At 46.8% G+C, this 20,333-nt stretch carries 21 protein-coding genes, 1 other RNA gene and 1 riboswitch; of the genes, 7 read left to right on the top strand and 15 right to left on the bottom strand.

All coding sequences use genetic code 11. The features are described 5' to 3' along the window. Positions 1 to 15: 15 nt before the first annotated feature. The gene (gene groES / locus ULO1_RS06095) at positions 16 to 300 is read right to left on the bottom strand and encodes a co-chaperone GroES (RefSeq protein WP_079906344.1); all 285 of its coding nucleotides are present in this window, start codon (positions 298 to 300) and stop codon (positions 16 to 18) included. Positions 301 to 518: 218 nt separating this feature from the next. Here groES and ULO1_RS06090 point away from each other — a divergent pair, with 218 nt between their 5' ends. Then, a complete protein-coding gene (locus ULO1_RS06090; RefSeq protein ID WP_078665887.1) occupies positions 519 to 1,121 on the top strand; it encodes a class I SAM-dependent methyltransferase in 603 nt (200 codons plus the stop codon). Between the two features lie 150 nt (positions 1,122 to 1,271). On the opposite strand, the gene ULO1_RS06085 is transcribed toward ULO1_RS06090, so the two are convergent. Next, the gene (locus tag ULO1_RS06085) at positions 1,272 to 2,390 is read right to left on the bottom strand and encodes a DUF362 domain-containing protein (protein ID WP_079933174.1); all 1,119 of its coding nucleotides are present in this window, start codon (positions 2,388 to 2,390) and stop codon (positions 1,272 to 1,274) included. 167 nt (positions 2,391 to 2,557) lie between these two features. Further along, positions 2,558 to 2,642: riboswitch (cyclic di-GMP riboswitch) on the top strand. A gap of 61 nt (positions 2,643 to 2,703) precedes the next feature. Here ULO1_RS06085 and ULO1_RS06080 point away from each other — a divergent pair. The 4 genes from ULO1_RS06080 to hypD all read left to right on the top strand — a co-directional run bounded on the left by ULO1_RS06080 (position 2,704) and on the right by hypD (position 8,402). Further along, complete coding sequence (locus tag ULO1_RS06080; RefSeq protein WP_079933173.1) at positions 2,704 to 3,453, top strand: hypothetical protein; 750 nt, start codon at positions 2,704 to 2,706, stop codon at positions 3,451 to 3,453. 187 nt (positions 3,454 to 3,640) lie between these two features. Next, a complete protein-coding gene (locus ULO1_RS06075) occupies positions 3,641 to 5,047 on the top strand; it encodes a sigma-54-dependent Fis family transcriptional regulator (protein WP_242947903.1) in 1,407 nt (468 codons plus the stop codon). A 107-nt stretch (positions 5,048 to 5,154) separates the two neighbouring features. Next, on the top strand, positions 5,155 to 6,036 hold the full coding sequence (locus ULO1_RS06070) for a glycyl-radical enzyme activating protein (protein WP_079933171.1): 882 nt from the start codon (positions 5,155 to 5,157) through the stop codon (positions 6,034 to 6,036). A gap of 5 nt (positions 6,037 to 6,041) precedes the next feature. Next, positions 6,042 to 8,402 (top strand): trans-4-hydroxy-L-proline dehydratase, encoded by a 2,361-nt coding sequence (gene hypD, locus ULO1_RS06065; protein ID WP_079933170.1) that lies wholly within the window; start codon positions 6,042 to 6,044, stop codon positions 8,400 to 8,402. Positions 8,403 to 8,494: 92 nt separating this feature from the next. Here hypD and ULO1_RS06060 read toward each other — a convergent pair whose 3' ends face one another. The 9 genes from ULO1_RS06060 to ULO1_RS06020 all read right to left on the bottom strand — a co-directional run bounded on the left by ULO1_RS06060 (position 8,495) and on the right by ULO1_RS06020 (position 15,014). Beyond that, complete coding sequence (locus ULO1_RS06060) at positions 8,495 to 9,556, bottom strand: NAD(P)-dependent alcohol dehydrogenase (RefSeq protein WP_376738156.1); 1,062 nt, start codon at positions 9,554 to 9,556, stop codon at positions 8,495 to 8,497. A 415-nt stretch (positions 9,557 to 9,971) separates the two neighbouring features. Then, positions 9,972 to 10,304: a type II toxin-antitoxin system PemK/MazF family toxin gene (locus ULO1_RS06055; protein ID WP_079933169.1), complete on the bottom strand. Its 333-nt coding sequence runs from the start codon at positions 10,302 to 10,304 to the stop codon at positions 9,972 to 9,974. Then, complete coding sequence (locus ULO1_RS06050; protein WP_079906361.1) at positions 10,297 to 10,494, bottom strand: DUF2281 domain-containing protein; 198 nt, start codon at positions 10,492 to 10,494, stop codon at positions 10,297 to 10,299. Before ULO1_RS06050 ends, ULO1_RS06055 begins: the two co-directional genes overlap by 8 nt. Positions 10,495 to 11,166: 672 nt before the next feature. Beyond that, positions 11,167 to 11,517: a transfer-messenger RNA gene (gene ssrA, locus ULO1_RS06045) on the bottom strand. Continuing rightward, positions 11,518 to 11,988: an SsrA-binding protein SmpB gene (gene smpB, locus ULO1_RS06040; protein ID WP_079933168.1), complete on the bottom strand. Its 471-nt coding sequence runs from the start codon at positions 11,986 to 11,988 to the stop codon at positions 11,518 to 11,520. It lies immediately after the preceding tmRNA gene. 86 nt (positions 11,989 to 12,074) lie between these two features. Continuing rightward, a complete protein-coding gene (locus ULO1_RS06035) occupies positions 12,075 to 12,902 on the bottom strand; it encodes a gamma-glutamylcyclotransferase family protein (RefSeq protein ID WP_079933167.1) in 828 nt (275 codons plus the stop codon). A gap of 68 nt (positions 12,903 to 12,970) precedes the next feature. Beyond that, positions 12,971 to 13,777 carry a hypothetical protein gene (locus ULO1_RS06030; RefSeq protein ID WP_079933166.1) on the bottom strand — a complete coding sequence of 269 codons (807 nt, stop codon included), beginning with the start codon at positions 13,775 to 13,777 and terminating at the stop codon, positions 12,971 to 12,973. A 215-nt stretch (positions 13,778 to 13,992) separates the two neighbouring features. Continuing rightward, complete coding sequence (locus tag ULO1_RS06025) at positions 13,993 to 14,325, bottom strand: CGGC domain-containing protein (RefSeq protein ID WP_079933165.1); 333 nt, start codon at positions 14,323 to 14,325, stop codon at positions 13,993 to 13,995. Next, on the bottom strand, positions 14,322 to 15,014 hold the full coding sequence (locus ULO1_RS06020; RefSeq protein ID WP_159446839.1) for a 4Fe-4S binding protein: 693 nt from the start codon (positions 15,012 to 15,014) through the stop codon (positions 14,322 to 14,324). Before ULO1_RS06020 ends, ULO1_RS06025 begins: the two co-directional genes overlap by 4 nt. Before the next feature lie 127 nt (positions 15,015 to 15,141). Between ULO1_RS06020 and ULO1_RS06015 the strand changes: the two genes are divergently transcribed. Then, positions 15,142 to 16,044 (top strand): selenium metabolism-associated LysR family transcriptional regulator, encoded by a 903-nt coding sequence (locus ULO1_RS06015; RefSeq protein ID WP_159446838.1) that lies wholly within the window; start codon positions 15,142 to 15,144, stop codon positions 16,042 to 16,044. 79 nt (positions 16,045 to 16,123) lie between these two features. Here the strand turns inward: ULO1_RS06015 and ULO1_RS06010 are convergent, their stop codons facing one another. From ULO1_RS06010 to ULO1_RS06000, 3 genes are read right to left on the bottom strand one after another with little or no spacing between them, the layout of a single operon-like run. Then, a complete protein-coding gene (locus ULO1_RS06010; protein WP_079933162.1) occupies positions 16,124 to 18,229 on the bottom strand; it encodes a DUF6449 domain-containing protein in 2,106 nt (701 codons plus the stop codon). Then, a complete protein-coding gene (locus tag ULO1_RS06005; RefSeq protein WP_079906331.1) occupies positions 18,207 to 19,103 on the bottom strand; it encodes an ABC transporter ATP-binding protein in 897 nt (298 codons plus the stop codon). The genes ULO1_RS06010 and ULO1_RS06005 overlap by 23 nt, the downstream gene beginning before the upstream one ends. Further along, positions 19,100 to 19,477 carry a GntR family transcriptional regulator gene (locus ULO1_RS06000; protein WP_079906330.1) on the bottom strand — a complete coding sequence of 126 codons (378 nt, stop codon included), beginning with the start codon at positions 19,475 to 19,477 and terminating at the stop codon, positions 19,100 to 19,102. The genes ULO1_RS06005 and ULO1_RS06000 overlap by 4 nt, the downstream gene beginning before the upstream one ends. 173 nt (positions 19,478 to 19,650) lie before the next feature. On the opposite strand from ULO1_RS06000, the gene ULO1_RS05995 reads away from it, so the two are divergent. Next, positions 19,651 to 19,881, top strand: coding sequence for a transposase (locus ULO1_RS05995; protein ID WP_079906329.1), 231 nt, complete (start codon positions 19,651 to 19,653; stop codon positions 19,879 to 19,881). Between the two features lie 180 nt (positions 19,882 to 20,061). Here ULO1_RS05995 and ULO1_RS05990 read toward each other — a convergent pair. After that, positions 20,062 to 20,333 (bottom strand): group II intron maturase-specific domain-containing protein (locus ULO1_RS05990; protein ID WP_278308212.1); only part of this gene is annotated, 272 nt, incomplete at its 5' end.

Below are 20,333 nucleotides of genomic sequence, written 5' to 3'. Positions count from 1 at the left end.
TGCTAAACCCCCTTATTATTCGATTACAGCCAGGATATCCCGTTCATTCAGGATGAGATATTCCTCGCCTTCATATTTCACTTCAGTACCGGCATATTTGGAGTAGATCACCCGGTCACCTACTTTGACTTCCGGGGCTATCCGCTCACCATTTTCCAGCAGACGGCCATTGCCGACAGCTACTACTTCCCCTTCCTGGGGCTTTTCCTTGGCTGTATCGGGTAACACAATCCCACTGGCAGTTACTTCTTCCGATGCCAAGGGCTTAATGACAATTCTGTCTCCAAGCGGCTTAATCATCACTGAGAAACCTCCTCTTTATGTACTATTAGCACTCAATTAAATAGAGTGCTAACACATTCCTTATAATACCTGATTTTAGGCAAAAATGCAAGTTCTTTGCCCTGCATAAAATACAGACACATATTTTATTTTTTCGTGAAATTTCCTGTTGATTATCTAGCATAAAACTGGTAAATTGTATAAGGATATGTCTAATTACAGGAGGCAACCAGCCCATGGCCTTTGATTTTCATACTCTGCTTGCCAGTGAAAAAGCGCAAAATACTCCACCCAGCCAGACTGCCCGCTGGGTTCTTCCCCTTTTCCATGCTACCAAAGGCCCAGTTCTGGACCTGGGCTGTGGCAATGGGCGGGATAGCTTGTATTTTTTTGAACAAGGCCTGCAAGTGGTAGCTGTAGACATTGATGCTGAAGCTATCGGTAGGCTGGCTTTAAAAGCAGAGTTCGAGTGCCTGGTGGCTGATGCCCTTAATCTGCCCTTTCGGGAATTCTCCTTTGATGCCATTTACAGCTTTGGGCTCCTTCATGTTTTTACAGAAAGCATCGAGGAAAACCGGCAGCAGGTATTAGATGAGGCCTGGAGAGTGCTTAAACCCGGTGGAATTGCCGTTTTTACCGCCCTCTGGACCGATATCCCCGGCTGTGGCCTGCCCGAGCTTTGCTGCCTTACCGAAGCAGAAGTAGAACAACTGGTAGCGCGCAGCCCTTTTGAGTTAATGTCCAAACAAATTGTTAATGACCACTCCCTCACCGGCTGGGAAGGCATCTACTGGCGCCTGGTGCTGCGTAAACAAAAGCGTGTGCAGATCATAAAATAAACCCCGTGAGCCCTGGTACTCACGGGGTTGTTTGTTCTTTAATAGCCGCTTTAGCCAGGCCATAAATACCGCTAGCTGTAGCTGACCCAATAATCCCTTCTGCTCTGATTAAGCTTCTTGTCTTAGTATATGCCTGCCACTGGCATCTGGTTACTTTTTCCGACCGAACAGTTTGAGCAATAATCCCTGTTCCAGAATAACAGCATCAAAGGGACAGAGTTCCTGGCAACAATAGCAACGAATACATTGCTCATAGTCTACCATCGCTTTCCCATTTTCGATCTTTATGGCTTGCGGTGGACAATGCTGAGCACAACGGCTGCAACCGGTACACTTTTCATTCATAACCGGCCGATAGGTGAACTGATTCTGGAAAAAGCGGACCAGAAAAGGCGGGACCCGCCCATCCAGAGACTCCAGGTTATAGGGGGGCTGAAAATTCCAGCGTAACTCCCGGCCACTGCCTACCACTTCAATCCTCTTCAACCCCGGTACCAGCCCCCGGGCCAGAGCCAGCCGTGATACCGGCAATTCCTCACTGTTGAAACCCATCATCTGACCCATGACCAGGTCAACAGCAAAGCCATTAGTGCCGCCCAAAATCACTCCCGCTTGAATAGGCGAACCATTACGGGGGCCATTGCCTTCCATCCCAACAATTCCGTCTACCAGGAAAAAAACCGGCTTAACCAGCAGGGCCAGGTCAACCAGCATAGCAGCAAAATCGTCCCGTCGCTTCAGGCGCAGGTGAAACTGAGCTTTGCCTGGACCCACTATGCAGCCAAACAAATTCTTGACGGCCCCGGTGATGCCCATAAAGGAATGGGTCTTCATTTTGGCCAGAGAGATAACTTTATCCACCTGTTGCAGTTCACCGGTCAAATGGAACTTGCGGATTACTTTTCCCTCAGGAAAGGAATACTCCGCTGATTCGGCAAATGCCAGCAATTCCGCTCCTTCTTCCCGGCATACCCCGGCTATGCCGTTTTTTTCCGCCGCCTTCATGCCACTGCCAATTCCAGGACTATCTCCGACTAAAGGTATGCCACCGGCCCTCTTTACCTGACGAATTACCGCTCTTACTACTTCCGGATGGGTGGTTACTGCTCGCTCCGGTGGCAATCCCTCCAGCATATTGGGTTTGATGAGCACCCTCTCCTCCGGCTTAATCAAAGTTTCCATGCCACCAAACTGGTTTAGAACCTCCTGGACTCCCGCTTCCACTTCGATATAATCATAGGTTTTTGCCACTGCTGCCGCTACTTTCAATGATTTTTACCTCCTGCTTTATGAGATTTCTTTTAGTGTAGCACAATTGTTCAGTTTTAAACAAGGGGCATAACATTTCTCCAATATGGCACTCTCTCGCCTGAGGAAAAATTTTTTTAATTCCCAGAAACCCCCCTAAAATACTTTTTGAAAACGTATAATATGATAACCGAAAAGAGTAAAACCGTCGAAAGGCGGCGACACAAAGCTATAGGGGCTAAAGCTGCACAGCCATGCCAGCCAGCTGCCGGGCGAGCCTCCTTAATTTAACTGCTTGCTCGGGATAAGATTTTAAATTAAGGAGGGGTTCTTTATGAACAAACGTAAAGTCTTTTTTACCATGGCTCCAATCGCTCTCGCTACTTTAGTCCTTCTTGGTAGCGGCCCAAACCCGGCCAATGCCAAAGTAAGCAAAGACAAAAACCATAATGGTATACCTGACAGCTGGGAATTGCGCTATCATCTCAGCATTTATCGAAATTTGGCCAACACTGACCCGGACCGGGACGGCCTTACTGTTAAACAGGAATTTTACCTGGGCTTGAATCCGGTAAAAGCCGATACCGACCAGGATGGCATCAAGGATGGTAATGAAGACCTGGACCATGACAAACTGACGAACCTTCAGGAATACCTTGTTCACACCAACCCTCTAAACCCTGACAGTGACAGAGATGGTATTAAAGATAGAAACGAAGACCTGGACCGAGACAACCTTAACAACTATCAGGAATTTGTGATCCATACCAGCCCGCTGAAAGCTGATTCAGACGGGGATGGTATGAAAGACGGTGACGAGGATTTTGATAAGGACAGACTCTCTAATTCCCAGGAGTTTAGCATAGGCTCCAACCCCATCGATAGTGACTCTGATGATGATGGTATTATGGACTTTGATGAAGATGATGATGGGGACAAAATCAGCAATGGTAGAGAATTTGTATTAAAAGAAGATCCTAAAAATCCTGACACTGACCATGATGGTGTTCTCGATGGTGATGAAGACAATGACCATGATGGTATAAATGATGGAGAACAGAATGACGGAGAACATGATGACTGAAGAGAGGCCACATGGCCTCTCTTCTTTTTACACAGGGGTTATAGCTTTAAACAACGGGATATTATAGCAGCAGTGGAGATAGTATAATCTCATCCCCTTAATTGGTAGTTTAACCTAACAAAAAAGGACTTTCCCCCGGCTATGGAGAATTTGTTCACCCATACAGCCAGCAAAGGGGGATATAGGGGTGGATTACAAACATCTATTGGATATAATCCTGGCTAATCTGGATGAAGGAATCATTGTTACTGATACTAAAGCCAATATCATTTTTTATAACGAACCTGCCACCAATATCGGTGGAATAGACCCGGCAGCAGCTATTGGGAAAAATATTTTGGACGTCTTTCCAGGCCTCACCGAGGAAACCAGTACCTTTTACTATGTCCTGCGCCAGCGTCAGCCTTTGCTCAACCATGTCCAGCATTATACCAATTACCAGGGCAAGCAGGTAGCCACTGTCACTTCTACCATCCCTATGTTTGAAAACGGCCAACTGGTGGGAGCGGTAGAAATCTTTAAAGATCTGACCCAGGTAGTCCAGCTATCGGAAAAAATTCTAGCCCTGCAAAAAGAACTGGCAAGTCACAAAAAAACTGACCCTGCTCGGGGTAATGGTACCCGCTACACTTTTGCCGATATTATTACCAGGAACCCGATTCTGCAGGATATCCTCCACCGGGCCCGCAAGGTGGCCTGCAGTCCCTCGCCAATTCTCATATACGGTGAAACCGGGACTGGCAAGGAATTGTTGGTGCAGGCTATCCATAACGCCTGTCCAGAACGGCAGCGCCATGCCTTTATTGCTCAGAATTGCGCTGCTCTGCCACCCTCACTGCTGGAATCCCTGCTCTTTGGCACTTGTGCCGGCAGTTTTACCGGGGCCAAAGACCGTCCCGGTCTCTTTGAACTGGCCGATGGCGGTACCCTCTTTCTGGATGAGATCAACTCTCTAGATCGAGAGCTACAGGCCAAGCTCCTGCGGGTACTCCAGGATGGCGTAGTCCGGCGTCTCGGTGACACCAGGACCCGTACCGTTAATGTGCGCGTAATTGCCGCCAGCAATGAACATCCCCTCAAGTTATTAGAGGAAAAACGGCTGCGCCAGGACCTCTATTACCGCTTGAATGTGATTTTCTTTCATTTACCTCCTCTGCGGGAACGGCAAGAAGATATTCCTTTACTTGCCCAGCATTTTCTGCAAAAATACCGGCAAAAATTAAGAAAAAAGATCACGGGCCTAGCATCAGAAGTCCTGGAGCTGTTCTGGCAGCATAACTGGCCCGGAAATGTACGGGAACTGGAGCATGTTATTGAAAGCGCAATCAACCTGGCCGATGGTCCCCTGCTTACTCTGGCCGATTTACCCCGGGAACATCCCGGCTTGTTCGGACCCAAAAACCAGCCTCATTGGACTCAACCGCCCTTACCCTTGAAACAAGCCCTGCAAGACCTGGAAATCCGTTTGCTGCAATCAGCTTTGCAGCAGACAGATTACCAGCTAACCAGAGCCGCCCAATTACTGGGCCTTCCTAAACAAACCCTGCACAATAAACTGAAAAAATACGGCCTGCGTCCCAAAGACGAGACGTAATCCCATAGTTGGGACAGCCCCTGTACCATTTTTGGTACGGGGGCTTGTTTTTAGCCCGGTCTGCAGTCGGCATCTTTTTTGCTTATATATCCATTTGAGGTGATAAGATGAAATCCGGCCTGATTTTCAATATCCAGAAATTTTCCCTGCAGGATGGCCCCGGCATCCGGACTACCGTCTTTTTCCTCGGCTGTCCCCTGCGTTGCCAGTGGTGTCATAATCCTGAAAGCCAGAGTTTTCACCCCCGGCTGTTGCTTGCTACCCGGCGCTGTATTGGTTGTGGGCGTTGCCAATTCGCCTGCCCTCACCAGGCTACCAGGGAACGCTCTCTTTGCCAGCACTGTGGTCATTGTGCTACTGCTTGCCCGACCCTGGCCCGGAAGATGGTAGGACGCCGGGTTACTGTATCCGAAGTCATGGACACCATTAACCAGGACCGGGTTTTCTATGAGGAATCCGGGGGAGGAGTGACCTTTTCCGGCGGCGAACCCCTGGCCCAACCTGACTTTCTTCTGGCCCTGTTGCAAACCTGTCGTAAACAGGCCCTCCACACTGCTGTAGATACCAGTGGCTACGCACCTCTGGCCAGTCTGGAAGCAATCGCCCCTTACACCGACCTCTTTCTGTATGATCTCAAGCTGCTGGCTGAGGAGAAACATCGATATTTTACGGGAGTGTCCAACCAGCTTATTCTAAGCAATCTCAAATGGCTGGTACAACAGAAAAAAAACTTTTTCCTGCGCCTTCCCATCATTCCCGGTATCACTGATACTGATGAACAAATCACTTTATTACAGAGTCATTTGCAGGAACTGGGGCAGGTGAAACAGATAAATCTGTTACCCTACCACGCTCTGGCGCAGGACAAATACCGCCGTCTGGGCCAACCCTATCCACTGGAAGGCACTCCCGAACCTTCCCCTGAACAAATGCAGGCGATAGCAGAAGCCTTAAAACCCTACTGTGAGCAGATACAGATTGGAGGTTGAGTACAGTGAATGAACGGGTTGCCAAACTCCGCCAGCAAAGCCTGGAAGCCATCCCTACCCTTTCTACTGAACGGGCCGAAATCGTAACCGAGGTTTACCAGCAATACTCCGGCAAGGTTTCCATCCCGGTCCTGCGGGCTCTGGTTTTTCAGGCCCTGATGGAGCGCAAAACCATCTACATTGGCGAAGATGAACTAATTGTAGGCGAACGAGGCCCGGCCCCCAAAGCCACCCCCACCTACCCCGAGCTCTGCTGTCATACTCTGGAGGATTTCACCATCATTGACAGCCGGGAAAAAATCTTCTTCCGGGTCAGTGACAAAGAAAAACGTATTCAAGCGGAAAAAATCATCCCCTACTGGCAGGGCCGCTCCATGCGGGACCGCATTTTTGCCCGGATGAGCCAGGAATGGCTTGATTGCTATGAAGCCGGGATATTTACGGAATTCATGGAGCAACGGGCTCCCGGCCATACCGCCGGGGATGACAAAGTCTTCCGCAAAGGCTTTCTTGATTTTCTGCGGGAGATTGAACAGCAATTACAACAGGTTGATTACCTCCATGACCCCGAAGCCTATCGGAAACAGGAGGAACTTAGGGCAATGGCCATTTGCGCCCGCGCTATTATCCGCTACGCCGAACGCCATGCAGAAAAAGCCCTGCAGCTGGCAACCAGTGAACCCAACCCCCGGCGCCGCCAGGAGCTGGAACAAATCGCTGCCATCTGCCGCAAAGTCCCGGCTCAAGCTCCCTCCACCTTCTGGGAAGCCCTGCAGGCTTACTGGTTTGTCCATCTCGGTGTCATCACCGAACTCAATATCTGGGATGCCTTTAATCCCGGACGACTGGATCAGCATCTCTATCCTTTTTATCAAAAAGAAATAGCAGCAGGCACCCTGACTCCGGAACGAGCCAAGGAACTGCTGCAATGCTTCTGGGTCAAATTCAATAACCAGCCTGCTCCTCCTAAAGTAGGTATTACCCTGCAGGAAAGTGCCACCTACACCGATTTTGCCAATATCAATTGCGGCGGCTTGACTGCTGAGGGCGAAGATGGAGTCAATGAGGTTACTTACCTTATCCTGGATGTCATCGATGAAATGCGCCTGCTGCAGCCCAGCTCCAATATCCAGCTCAGCCAGAAAAACCCCGATGACTTCCTGAAACGGGCCTGTCAGATCATCGCCAAAGGCTGGGGCCAGCCCTCGGTCTTTAATGCCGATGCCGTCGTCGCTGAGCTGGTACGCCAGGGCAAATCTCTGGTAGATGCCCGCTGCGGTGGTACCAGCGGCTGTGTGGAAGCCGGAGCTTTCGGTAAAGAAGCCTACTGGCTTACGGGCTACTTTAACCTGGTTAAGATACTGGAAATCACCCTCAACAACGGCCTCGATCCTCGCACTGGCAAGCAGCTGGGGCCGAAAACCGGCGACCCCACTACCTTTACCAGCTATGAAGAACTGTTCCAGGCTTATAAACAACAGCTCCATCATTTCCTGGAGATAAAATTACGAGGAAATCAGATCATCGAAAAACTCTATGGTGAATACATGCCCGCTCCCTTTCTGTCCATTATAATAGATGATTGCATCGCCAATGCCAGAGACTATAATGCCGGGGGAGCCCGTTATAACACCAACTATATCCAGGGAGTAGGCATAGCTACCCTTACCGACAGCCTGGCAGCTATTAAAAAACATGTTTTTCTCGATGGTACCATTACGATGGAACAATTGCTCACCGCCCTCCGCCATAATTTCCGGGGGCAGGAGGATTTGCGCCAGCTCTTGCTGAACAAAACTCACAAATACGGCAATGATGATGATTTTGCCGATTCCATCATGCAGGAAGTATTTGAAGCCTACTACCAGGCAATTGAAGGACGCAAATCGGTCCGGGGGGCAACCTACCACATCAATCTCCTGCCCACTACCTGTCATGTCTACTTCGGGGCAGTCACCGGCGCTACCCCCGATGGACGGCGGGCAGGCGAACCCCAATCCGAGGGGATTTCCCCTGTGCAGGGGGCTGACCGCTTTGGCCCCACGGCTGTGATCAAGTCTGCCGCCAAAATGGACCATCTTCGCACCGGTGGTACTCTCTTGAACCAGAAATTCACCCCTGGCCTGTTGCAAACAGAAGAAGGTATTCATAAGCTGATGGCCCTGATTCGCGCCTATTTCCGTCTCAAAGGGCATCACATTCAGTTTAATGTGGTCAGTGCCGCCACGTTGCGAGAAGCGCAGCGCCAGCCGGAACGCTACCGGGATCTGATTGTGCGGGTGGCCGGTTATAGTGACTATTTTTGTGACCTCAGTGAAGCTTTGCAGAATGAGATTATCCAGAGGACTGAACATCAGCTGCTATAATCGCAGTAATGCTATCTTTTTTAAGATAAAAATATAAAAAGGGGCATTTGTCCAAAAGTTCTTATCTACTTCTGGACATGCCCCTTAATTGATTAATAAATGATAAGCGGTTTAATCACTCCATCTTCTTTTGTTTTCATCAGATGGAAGGCCTTTTCCAATTCACCAAACGAGAATTTATGAGTAGTTAAAGGCGTTGGGTCGATTTTTCCTGTCTCAATTAGCCTGAGTAAGCGGCTCAGGCGTATCCTTCCACCCGGGCACAATCCTGTTTTAATAGTTTTATCGCTCATCCCTACACCCCAGGCTAACCGGGGAATCATAACATAATCGCCCTTTGAGTGGTAACCCGCATTGGAAATGGTACCACCGGGTCGAGTAGCTTTTACGCAGGACTCAAAAATAATTTGCGACCCAACTGCATCTATCGCAGAATCAACTCCCTTTCCGTCTGTCAGCCTTAAAATTTCCTCCACCGGGTCTACTTTAGTGAAATCGACGATAATATCAGCTCCAAAATATTTAGCAAGTTCCTGACGTTTGGGGACAGCCTCCACAACAATAATTAGACCTGCACCAAGCAATCGTGCCCCTGCCGTTGCCATCAGTCCCACAGGTCCCTGTCCAAAAATTGCTACAGTACCACCTAATGGAATATCGGCATTTTCAGCTGCCATGAAACCAGTTGACATCATATCTACTGTGTAGACTGCCGCTTCATCACTGACAGAGTCAGGAATGATAGCTAAATTAGCATCGGCATCGTTTACATGGACGTATTCCGCAAAGGTGCCGTCCTTAACGTTGGCATATTTCCACCCACCTAACATGTCTGTACACTGAGAAGGAAAACCTCGCAAGCAGTTTTCACATTTAAAACAGGGTGTTATCGCACCAACAGCAACCCGATCCCCCTCTTTTACGCCCTTTACTTCGCTACCCACCTTGTAAACAACACCTACAACTTCGTGCCCGAGGGTAAGATTCTCCCTCTCGCCGATTGCACCTTCCACAGTATGGACATCTGAGGTACAAACCAAACCCGCAGTTGGCTTAATAATAGCATCGTTTGGACCTGGATCGGGAGGCACGGGTTTTTCAAGCCATCCAACTTCACCAATGCGCTTCATAACAAAGGCCTTCATAGTCTTCATTTTTTGTCACCTCACTATATTTTTCTCAAATCCCACTTCTCTTTATACTAAAGAGCATAACAGCTAATTTTCTGCTGTGCAAACATGCTTTAAGTCAATAGAAGCCGATCTGCGATTATGATAACTCAGCATGATAAAAAATTTCCTATTTTCTCAATTTTTAAAATATTAGGCGAATGATTGCAGTTATGATATCAAATTGGGTTTAAAAATAAACATAATAAAGGCCGCAGTTTCCGGTTATATTCCGGAAATGCGGCCTGGTTGGCTTTGTGGCGGAGGCGAACCATATACATTCGAAGCCACAACCTCAAAAAAGAGAAGTCGTCAACAAGGCTTCTCTTAATTTTCATATATGCTTTCTCTTTTCCAAGAAACTACTCGCTGCAATTCCGCTAAATTATTTAAGGTTATTTTAGATTAACTCATAAAGTTTTTCCCTTACTGCATCAATAATATGCTTTTTCACAGCACCAAACTTACTTATAACAATACTTTGAGATAATGTATAAATTTTATCCACCCTTATACAGGAATCCACCTTCAAGGTTCCCTCATCAAGGTCGCTACTGGTAAGCATTACAATATAATCCTTTGCTGTAAGGTTTGATGTAATAGCCGCAACCACTATATCTTCTGTTCTGCTGTTATAATTATCATTAGATAAAACAAGGACAGGGCGTTTTTTGTTGGAAGTCAAATCACTAAAAGGAATAGGAATTAATAAGATATCGCCCTGCCTATACATTGTTCCATACCTCATCATCAATATCATTGTTCCAAAAATCTATACTGCTCTCACTGGCAGACAATAAATCCTTGAATACCTGATTATCCTGCTTATTTTTTAAAAATAAAATAAAATCAATAACTTCTCGTATTTGACTTTCTGGAATTTCATCAATTAATTTTAATAAAATACTCTTAGCTGTATTCATAAATCTCACCTCAGAATTATTATACCACATTTAATCATCATCCTACTCTCATCTACAAAAATATATATATAATACAAAAATATGCTACACAACTAAAAAACAACTGAAATAAAGAATATTTTGAAGAAGAGACAGCATTAGTCGAATTAAGTTATGAAGAATACCTTCTCAGGCTGTTAGAAAGATTAAAAGAAACCAAACGATGGGTTCAAGAAAAGTATAAATATTAATATCTTTTTTAAAACTAAAGGGGGAATTTTTAACTGAAAAAAACACTTCTCTCAAACGCAGAATATTGATATTATGCTCATATAATACTTTGCTAAAATTATCTCAAATTTTTTCTTTTATCCTCTTTAAATTTCCTGACGATTGATATTTAAAAGGCATAGTCTTTCATATAACGGTTTGCGGGTATGTGAAACCCGTAAGGGTTTGGATGAGCAATAACGAACCGCGTACCCGCTGTTTTATGCTGCTGCGCCCATCTTGCTATCCACCATCATTTTGATGAGGCAATAATTATTAAGTACTGGAAAATAAAAAATACCTGCTTTTCTCCGATAACGATGAAGATAAAAAGCAGGTATTACAGGAATATGTTGATTCAGTAGTAGTTTTACACTCTAAGGATAACGGCTTAGACGTAAAACTTACTGTTAGGGTTTTCTATGGTGGAGGCGAGGGGAGTCGAACCCCTGTCCGAAGGCGAACCCACGCCAGCTTCTCCGAGCGCAGTCAGGTGTTTTACCTTTCGCTGCCGAAACGCCCACCGACAGGCTTTTCCGCAGCTATCTCGATTAATCTCGCCTCACCCCTCCGAGAATTGGGGCCAGGCCAGCTCCGTCAATGTGACCCCCAAGCCCTCACCCGGAGCCCAGAGGGTTGGAGGTTAGCTGAAATTAAGCAGCTAAAGCGTAATTTTCGTTGGCATTCGTTGTTTTCCCACCGTCTTGACGGGCAGATGGAACCCCGGCTCGCTACTGACGCTCATTCAGCCCCCGTCGAAACCAGTACGCCCCCTTATTGACGTTGCCGGTCGCGGAAAGCCCGTTCAATTTCCCGTTTGGCATCCCGCTCGGCCATGTCCTGGCGTTTGTCCCACAGCTTTTTGCCGCGGGCCAGGGCGATAGCCATTTTCGCTTTCCCCCGGGCAAAATAGATTTTCAGGGGGACGATAGTCAGCCCCTTTTGGGAAATGGCCCCAAACAGTTTCATGATTTCATGTTTGTGCAGGAGCAATTTCCGCACCCGGGTGGGATCATGATTGAAACGGTTACCCTGTTCATACGGAGAGATATGCAGGTTGTGGACCCAGGCTTCACCATTTTTGATCAGGCAAAAGCTGTCCCTAAGGTTGGCCTTGCCAGCTCGCAGGCTTTTGACTTCTGTGCCTTTGAGCTCCAGACCGGCCTCATAGACCTCCAGGATTTCGTATTCAAAGCGGGCCTGGCGATTTTCTGCCACTACTTTTTCCTGTTGCTTGTCTGCCATTACGGGTACCTCCAGCCTGATTTACAGGGTACATTATATTCTATTATATATACATATATATGTCAATAGAAAAAATCTATCTATGTCTATGCACTGTACCAGCCTGCCAGTTCCTTGCTATACTCAGGGCAGAACTGGAATTTCTCCGCCGCTGTCAGGATTTTTTCCAGGTAGCCGGGACGAGGCTGACCCGGGGTTTGATCGACTGCAATATAAACGAGGGCATGCGCCTCTATTTCCTCTATCCTTACCGGAATTTCCTGTTTATAATAATAGTTTTTCGCCACTCCTTCGAACCTGTCCAGCTCCTTTTCATCCTGTTCGGCCAGACTCCAGACAACTCCTTCTACAAAGCTGTTTTCGTCCGGGATAATACTGGCTACACCTCTTGAGTTAATTAAAAATTTATATTTTTCCAGGCGAGCCTTGCCGAGCAGGATAGCACTCTTACAGCGTTCAGCCATTTGCATCTCGTCCATATTGGAGCCGTAGGCAAAGTACAATCGTCCTGCCATAAGAATGGCCAGTTTTTGCGCTTCTGCGACAACTGCCAGCAAGATGGTCTGCAAATCCGCGCCGGCTGTTATGGCCGCCCGGGCCTGAAGAGTGAGCTGTCCATAAAAATAATATTTATTGCTGAAGTCGATAAAATCATTGCACAAATCGCGGAGTGTGTAAAATAGAGCGCTTAGCTCCCGGGCATGTTCAGAGATAATCAGAACCCTGTTTTTTCTGTGTAAACCCGACCAGTCCAGCACCAGGCAGTCATCGCCAGCCCACTCCTTCAGACTTTCAGTCAGCTTAGGAGCGATAATCACATCCGCCCCCTGCCACAAGTGCTCCCCTCTGGCCAGTTTGGGCCATTGTCCCTGCTGGATTTTTTCTGCAAGTTTTTTCAGTTCCTCAACTAACATCAGCCATACCTCCTTGTTTTTTTCTTAATTCTAACATTGCGGCTTCAGGTAGTTAAGGAAGCTCAGCTTCATTTTTCAGAGCGGGCAAACTGGATGCTGAGAATTTGAGCATAGTCGATTTCTACCTGCTGCTTTTCGTTTTGAACAACGATTCGATTGGTCTCATATTTTCCCTCTGAGTTTGCATAATTTACTTTGCCGGTAATCGTCCGGATCCCTGCCTTGGTATTATACTCAATCTTGCAGGGAGCACCGGATTTGAGAAAATAGGCCAGTAGCTGCTTCCTGCCGGAAGCGATAATTTCATCTTCAGCTCTGTAAACCAGTGCCGGGATCTCATCAAAAGAGATACCTACTTCCTTTGCTTTCCCGGCTATCCGTTGTTTGGCATAAGATGATAACTGCTGAAAAATACTATCAGCGATATAGTAAAAAATATCGCCGAATACCGAATTCCGGCCCATCAGCTTCAGACCGACTGTAAGTGCATAAACCTCGCTGAGATTCAGAGGTAAGAAAATTGGGTGTATAGTGGAATCATAGGTTCTCTCGCCGCGGTTCAATGTTATTTTCATCGAATAACCGAGAAAAGTAAAACCTGATTGTAGTACATTCAAATCATCGTTCAACGCTCTCTCTGATATATGAAAGTGTTCAGCGATTTCCCTTTTGGTGCGGGGTTCCTGTAAATATTTCAGTAAAGCAACCATACGTTCGCTTTTCTCCAGGGTGTTAAAGACAGGAAAATAATCTTCCGGCTCGATATCAAGCTGATACTTTTGACTGACAAAGTTAAAAAAATGATTTAAGATTCTGGTAAGCTTGCCCTTATCCCGTGTATAACTGCCAATCCTATCAGCGCATTTGGTTAGCAACTTCTCCAGATTCGCCTTAAGGTCAGCATCTAATGCTATTTCCTGCTGTAAAAAATTATGTAAGATTCGATATTCATCCCGAGCGTAATTGAGCCGTTTGTACTCTTGTAATGCCTGTTCTATAAGTAATCTTCATTACCAGTCACCCCTCTCTTTACTATTTTATCATATTTAACATAAAAAAAGCCGGGGGAAATTTTCCCCTCAGCTATCTGTCAGTGAGTCCAATCCATGAGCTTCATCTGATCCCCAAGTCTTTTTTTAATCGCCGCTATCATTGTCTCCTGGTGTGGACAGGCAAAGCCAATGGGATTACCTCTGGTAATACAGGATGCCAGTACAATAGCCTCGGCCCCCCGTTTAACCAGCATTTCCGCCCGGGTTACACTCTTTTTCCCCGGACAACCCCCACAGGAAACAAAACCGATCACTTCAATGGGTTCATTAATGGTACTGAAAACTCCTTTGTTCTCCCGTGCCACTGCAAAATCAGTGGAGCCAGGACACATATCTTCCGTTTGCTGGCAACGAATAATTCCCACTTTCATCTTACCGCTACCCCCTGTTTAATCTGATTGTTCAGCCTTGCCGGTAAATGCAAGCTGTTGTACGGGCAACTGGCTGTACAGATGGCACACTGGGTACAGTTCATCTGCTCAATGCCACTATTCAATGGTACTTTTGAAGGTTCAACTCCCATAGGGCAAACCCGATCACACGCACCACAACTGGTACATTTGCCCTCCTTTGCGATTTTAAACCGGGCAATTTGCAAGCGATCAAGGGTTTTCAGCAAAGTACCGGTGGGACAAATAGCACACCAGGATTTAGGACTATACCAGCCGACTACCAAAGCACCAATGGTAGGAACTAGGCAGAGTAGAAAGCCGGCAGCCAGCAAGCCCCTGGTAAAGCCAACATAAGTTACCCTGGAAATCAGAATAATGAAAACCAGGACACTGACCCAGTAGTAATTCATCCATTTGGGTACAGGTTTGTTTAAACTTACCTTGCTCAAAATTCTTTCCAGAAAAGCCGCCCGTGGACAGGCCCAGCCGCAAAAGGCCCGGGACCAGAAAAAAACACTAATGATCATCAATGGTAAGACAAAAAAAGGAATATAGGCTGCCCTGGGTGTTACGAAAAACAATACTCCATTCAAGGCGATGAAACCCAGGGCCAGAAACCACTGTATTTGGGCTCGCTTCGCCAGTACCTGCTTGATTTTTTCTTTCATGTTCTCATCTCCCCATCTTTTGCTTACTTTCATTTTAAAGTAAAATCATCTATAATAAAAATATATCTTTTCAATGTTATCAATTGATAATATCAATGACTATTTGTCATGTGTCAGGAGTGAGAGCATGAATTTAAATTATCTTAAAGTTTTTCATACCGTAGCCAAACACCAGGGGTTTACTAAAGCAGCGGAAGAATTGTTGATCAGTCAACCTACCATCTCTGTGCAAATAAAAAATCTGGAACAGGAGCTGGGCCTGGAATTATTCCAAAAACTCGGCCGTAAGGTCTATTTGACAGAGGCTGGTCGTACTCTATTTCATTACACCAGTAAAATTTTCAACCAGCTGGAAGAGGCTGAAAATGCCCTCAAGGACTTGAAAGGCCTGGGCAAAGGCCGCTTGCTGGTAGGAGCCAGTACCACCCCCGGCATTTATGTGCTGCCCCGGATTCTCGGCCAGTACCGCAAGCTCTATCCAGGTATAGAAGTAGTGCTGGAAATTAGCAACTCCCAGGAAATCGAGCAAAAACTGCTGCAACATGAGCTGGAAATCGCCTTCTGTGGCGGCGAAGTCATTGCTCATCCCCAAATCAAAGCTAAAACCATCACCTATGACGAACTGGTAATAGTTACGGCTATAGACCATCCCCTGGCCAGGGAAACTACAGTTACCCTGGAACAAGTACTGGTCGAACCCTTTATTTTGCGGGAGCCTGGTTCCAGTACGCGGATTGCCCTGGAGCAACGTTTGCAACTGCTGGGCAAAAAAATCAAAGTCGCCATGCAATTCGGCAGCCTGGAGGCGATTAAACAGGCTGTAGCTGCCAACCTGGGTATTTCCCTCTTATCCCGGTTTGTAATTGATCAAGAAGTCTGTGCCGGCAGTTTGCAGGTGATCAAAATACCCGAACTCACCATTCGCCGGGAAATCAAGCTACTGCGGCACAAGGACAGTAAAATCTCCGCTCCGGTCCAGGCTTTTTTGCGCCTGGTTAATGAAAACCTGGTTCCTAAATGCAGCACATAAAAAAAGACGATCTTCCCTTCGCGGAATGTTACCGACGAGAAGAAAGATCGCCTAAGAAAACTAATTTGTCCCAGTTCCTCTACTTCTCTTGCATCATTTTAAAAATCAACTGCTGAGCATAAGGGCTGCTATCAAACACAACAAAGATGGGGCTGCCCTTTTTCGTTACTATTTTGCCGTAATATTCAACCATCCCTTTGTTGACCGGCTGCTGCTGCCTCATGAGGTAGGCCCGCTCATCCTCCAGGTTGCACCAGTTCAAGAGTACCTTTATCTTCTGCTTATCCTCCACTGCCACGGTCTCAGCGGAACCAGCTTTTTTCACAATTATTTCGGACACATCCTCCGGGTTCAGGAACAGTTCTTCCATATAACCGTGTTTCTCCAGAAAAGCTGTAAAGTTTTTGAAGTCCTCATAATAATTCAAAGTATAGTAAACGTACTTACTCTCCCAGCTCGTCTTTGCGATAAATTCAAGCATCGCCAGGGTTGGCCGCTTGTTTTGCACAGCTGCTTCATAAGAGACATTTAACACATCCTTTTTCAGGGCCGCCAGAGCTTCGTCTATTTCCGCCCGTTTATAGATGCGGACACTTTTACCCAGATGATAGTTGCTTATATTTAGCTCGTCTATCTTTTTCACATCGGTTTTGAACAGGCGCCCGTAGATACTTCTCTTTGTTTCCTCAGAATTGAATATGGGGTAGAGAAACTCACGGTAGCGGTCCATGTCAATCATGTATGTCCGCTTAACCTTGCGGCCGCTGTCCAGAACATAAGTTATATCAGCTGTCATAACCCTTCTAGGCTCTTCTGGTCTGAAAGCACCGTCGGGTATCGGCCTGTTTAAAGATTTCTCCAGGTTCCGGTTCTCCTTTTCCAGCTTGATTATCTGCCGGTGGAGTTCACGCACCCGCCTGATGTTGTCCTGCCCTTTCAGACTTTCGACAGCCGGTACGCTATCCCTGTTCAGGCCGTTAAAGAACACTTCTTTTACCTCATCCTGTTCCGGGACATATTTTTGATAGCCATACAAGTCCAGTTTGACTGAAGCGAGAAGCACGATGAAGACAGCGCCGAAAACCACCATCCCCTTCCATCTCCTATAAAAGTGAAAGGACTTATAGGCGATCATGTCGGCGATGATATAACCCAGCACCCCGCCGATAAAATATCCCAGGTATAATGCTCCGGTGCTGCTTTCATTGAGTGCGCTAAAGTACAGGCCACCGGTCAGAGTCGCGCAGGTCGCCACTCCGTATATGAATACCCGGCGTATCCACCCGGCAGCCAGGGTTTCCCCGGCAGCCTCCACATGCCTTTTCCTGTAAAGGAAAAGGCTAATCAGACAGAACAACACAGCAGCTACCACATACCATATATATCCTGCCTGTGATTTAAACAGGAGCTGGTAATTCTGATAATCCAGGTATCTGACCAGAGGGGACAGCCACAGCACGGTGCTTTCATCAATGTCTCTCGGAAAACCGTATAACAACTTCCACAGGTTGAATTTTATCAGTAAATACAGTCCTAAAGGCAGGATCAGGCCAATAAAGGTTAATGCTCCCTGGAGCAGCACATTGCCGGTGAGCATGCCGACAAACACGGTAAATATATAGAACAATCCGGTCATTAATAAATTCAGGAACAACCAGAAAGCAAAAAGCTTACCGACGGAAACGGCATTGGCAAGATTGGCATCAACCGTCTCCATTAACGGGTCATATGCATAATGATTGGGCCACTGGACTTCCGTCACTCCAAAAACAGCCATAACTCCGTATAGCAACAGCCCGTTAATCAAGATCGGCAGCCAGATCAGGGTCAACCCCGCCAGGATGTTTTGCCAGTAAAGGGACCACCGTTTAATGGGCAGGCTATGGAAAAAGGTGCTGGCCCGTTCATTTTGCAGGTAATAGAACAGTATCAACCCGAAAATCACCGCCACGGCTATGCTGGTAAGGTGCGCAACAGGGTGGAACAAGATTTGGGACTGGAAACTTTTACCAGCAACCTCGACCCAGAGATTTCCCTGAATGGATTTTTCTCTGTTGAGCTCCATCCATAAAACCAGAGGCAGTTCTAGAAACAATGCCACGGCATAAAGGATTCCCAGCCATTTGAACCTCTTCACCGCGCTTTTAAACACAACCCATTTACTAGAGGATATTCCGGATGTCATAGCCAACCCCTCCCATCTCGTATACGAAGATTTCTTCAAAAGTTAACGGCAACACATCCAGCAGCAGGGGATTAAAAGCTTGCACCTGGGTTTTAATGGCCTGCTCATCTCCCCGCATAATCAACAGGTGAACACTACCTCTCTTTTCGTGGTACAAAATGTTTTCTGCCTTTAGCAATTCTTCCGGTATCCCTTCCGAAAAAGCGATCTGAACCTTACTAATCCCTCGTTTTAAGGTGTCTAGCTCACTCTCTATGATTATTCTGCCGTCGTGAAGAATCCCCATATAGTCGCAGATATCCTCCAGTTCCCGCAGGTTATGGGAGGAAATGAGTATGCTCATTTCACGCTCAGCTACATCGGCCAGCAGCAATTTTTTGACCCTGCTGCGGATCATGGGGTCCAGCCCATCTAGAGGCTCATCCAGGATAAGCACCCGGGGCTTTACGGAGAGAGCCAGCCAGAAAGCGACCTGCCGCTTCATCCCTTTGGACAGCCTGGTTACCCGGCGTTTAACATCAATGCCAAAAACCTCCGTCAGTTCAGTAAACCTGTCTTCATCCCAGGTCGGATAAACCTGTCGGAAAAAATCCGCTGTCTCCCTGATCGAATACTGGCTAAAATAAAAGAGATCATCGGGGATAAAGATTATGTTCTCCTTTACCCGGTTGTTTTCGAAGACCTGCTGTCCCTCCACCAGGATGCTTCCTTGGTCCGGCCGGTAAATACCAGCAATTAGCTTGAGCAAGGTAGTCTTTCCGGCTCCATTGGCTCCCACCAGCCCGTAGATCGACCCTTTGTGCACATTCAGGTCCAGGCCTTTGAGCACCTCAAGTTTGCCAAACTTCTTGACCAGCTGTCTTACTTCAATCATGTACCCTTTCCCCCTTTTCTGGTTTTTTCAACAGTCTCCCGGATTTCCTCGACGGGAACCCCCAGGTACAACAATTCGGCAATTACCTTTTTCAGTTGTTCCATAAGTTCTTCTCGACGCCGGCTGTTGTCAATTTTCTCTTTGGGCGTAACAAAACTCCCTTTCCCCGGGATGGAATAGATATAACCCTGGCGTTCCAGTTCCCGGTAAGCTTTTTGAATGGTGTTGGGATTGACAGTAAGCTCAAGGGCCAGTTCCCTGACTGAAGGGAGCTGCTCATCGCTCTTCAGGACGTTATGGACGATGAGCTCTTTGATTTTTTCCGTAAGCTGTTCATAAACCGGCATCCTGCTCCTGAAATCCAGTTGAAGCATCCTTATTCCCTTCCTTTCTCAGGCCCACTATCCGTATTAATACACATAATACAGCTAACTATATATTAGCACTATTTTTCCAGTTTGTAAATCGGGATTTTTTCTGGTTGCCTTTTTATCTCCCTAACTAATTTGGACACTGCGACTAATAGTTTAAAAAATGTTAGGAGGCGATATTAGTCATTAAGGATGCGCTGGAAACAGGAAATAATGCCATAGTAGCAAGAAGGCATGAGCTGAATCCTAATATGGTCAGCCGCTGGCCAAGAGAATACAAACAAGGCAAACATCAATCTGTGTCAGTGGGTCATTCAACTATTAATGAAATTTATCCTGATTACAAGCAGCTTGCTAAGGAAAATGAGCAGCTAAAGAAACTTCTTGGTGAAAAAGACGGGAAATAGCTATTCTTCGTGATAAGGAAAATCAAACAGATGCTGCCAGAACTCTGAACAGGTATGAAAACTTGAGATTAGGAGTATGTGTCAAAATTAGGGAGCCAGCTCGCAAAACAATCGAGTAGAAGGGGGTGATTAACCCCCGTCCTCTCACACCACCGTACGTACCGTTCGGTATACGGCGGTTCACCAAGCTTGACGAATGCGATGATAACGTTCAGTTAAACTCTTCAAACCCTGACTTTGCCAGTAGGCATTGTTCAGGGCGTTATTTAATTGTCGAGACATACGCCAGTAGCCTTTACGGGCATTAGCCATTATATGGACAACTCGCTCCGGTAGGCCCAAGGCCCGCAGTTCACGGTATCGGGTTCGGACACGTTTCCATTGTTTCCAGACGCACATCCGTAGCCTTCGCCTTAGCCACCCTTCGATTTCCTGGAATACGCTCGGCGTTT

Origin of the sequence: Carboxydocella sp. ULO1 (genome assembly GCF_002049255.1) — a bacterium.
Taxonomy (GTDB): domain Bacteria; phylum Bacillota.
Note: the sequence above shows the minus strand (reverse complement) of the source record. Positions and strands in the feature narration are given on the sequence as shown.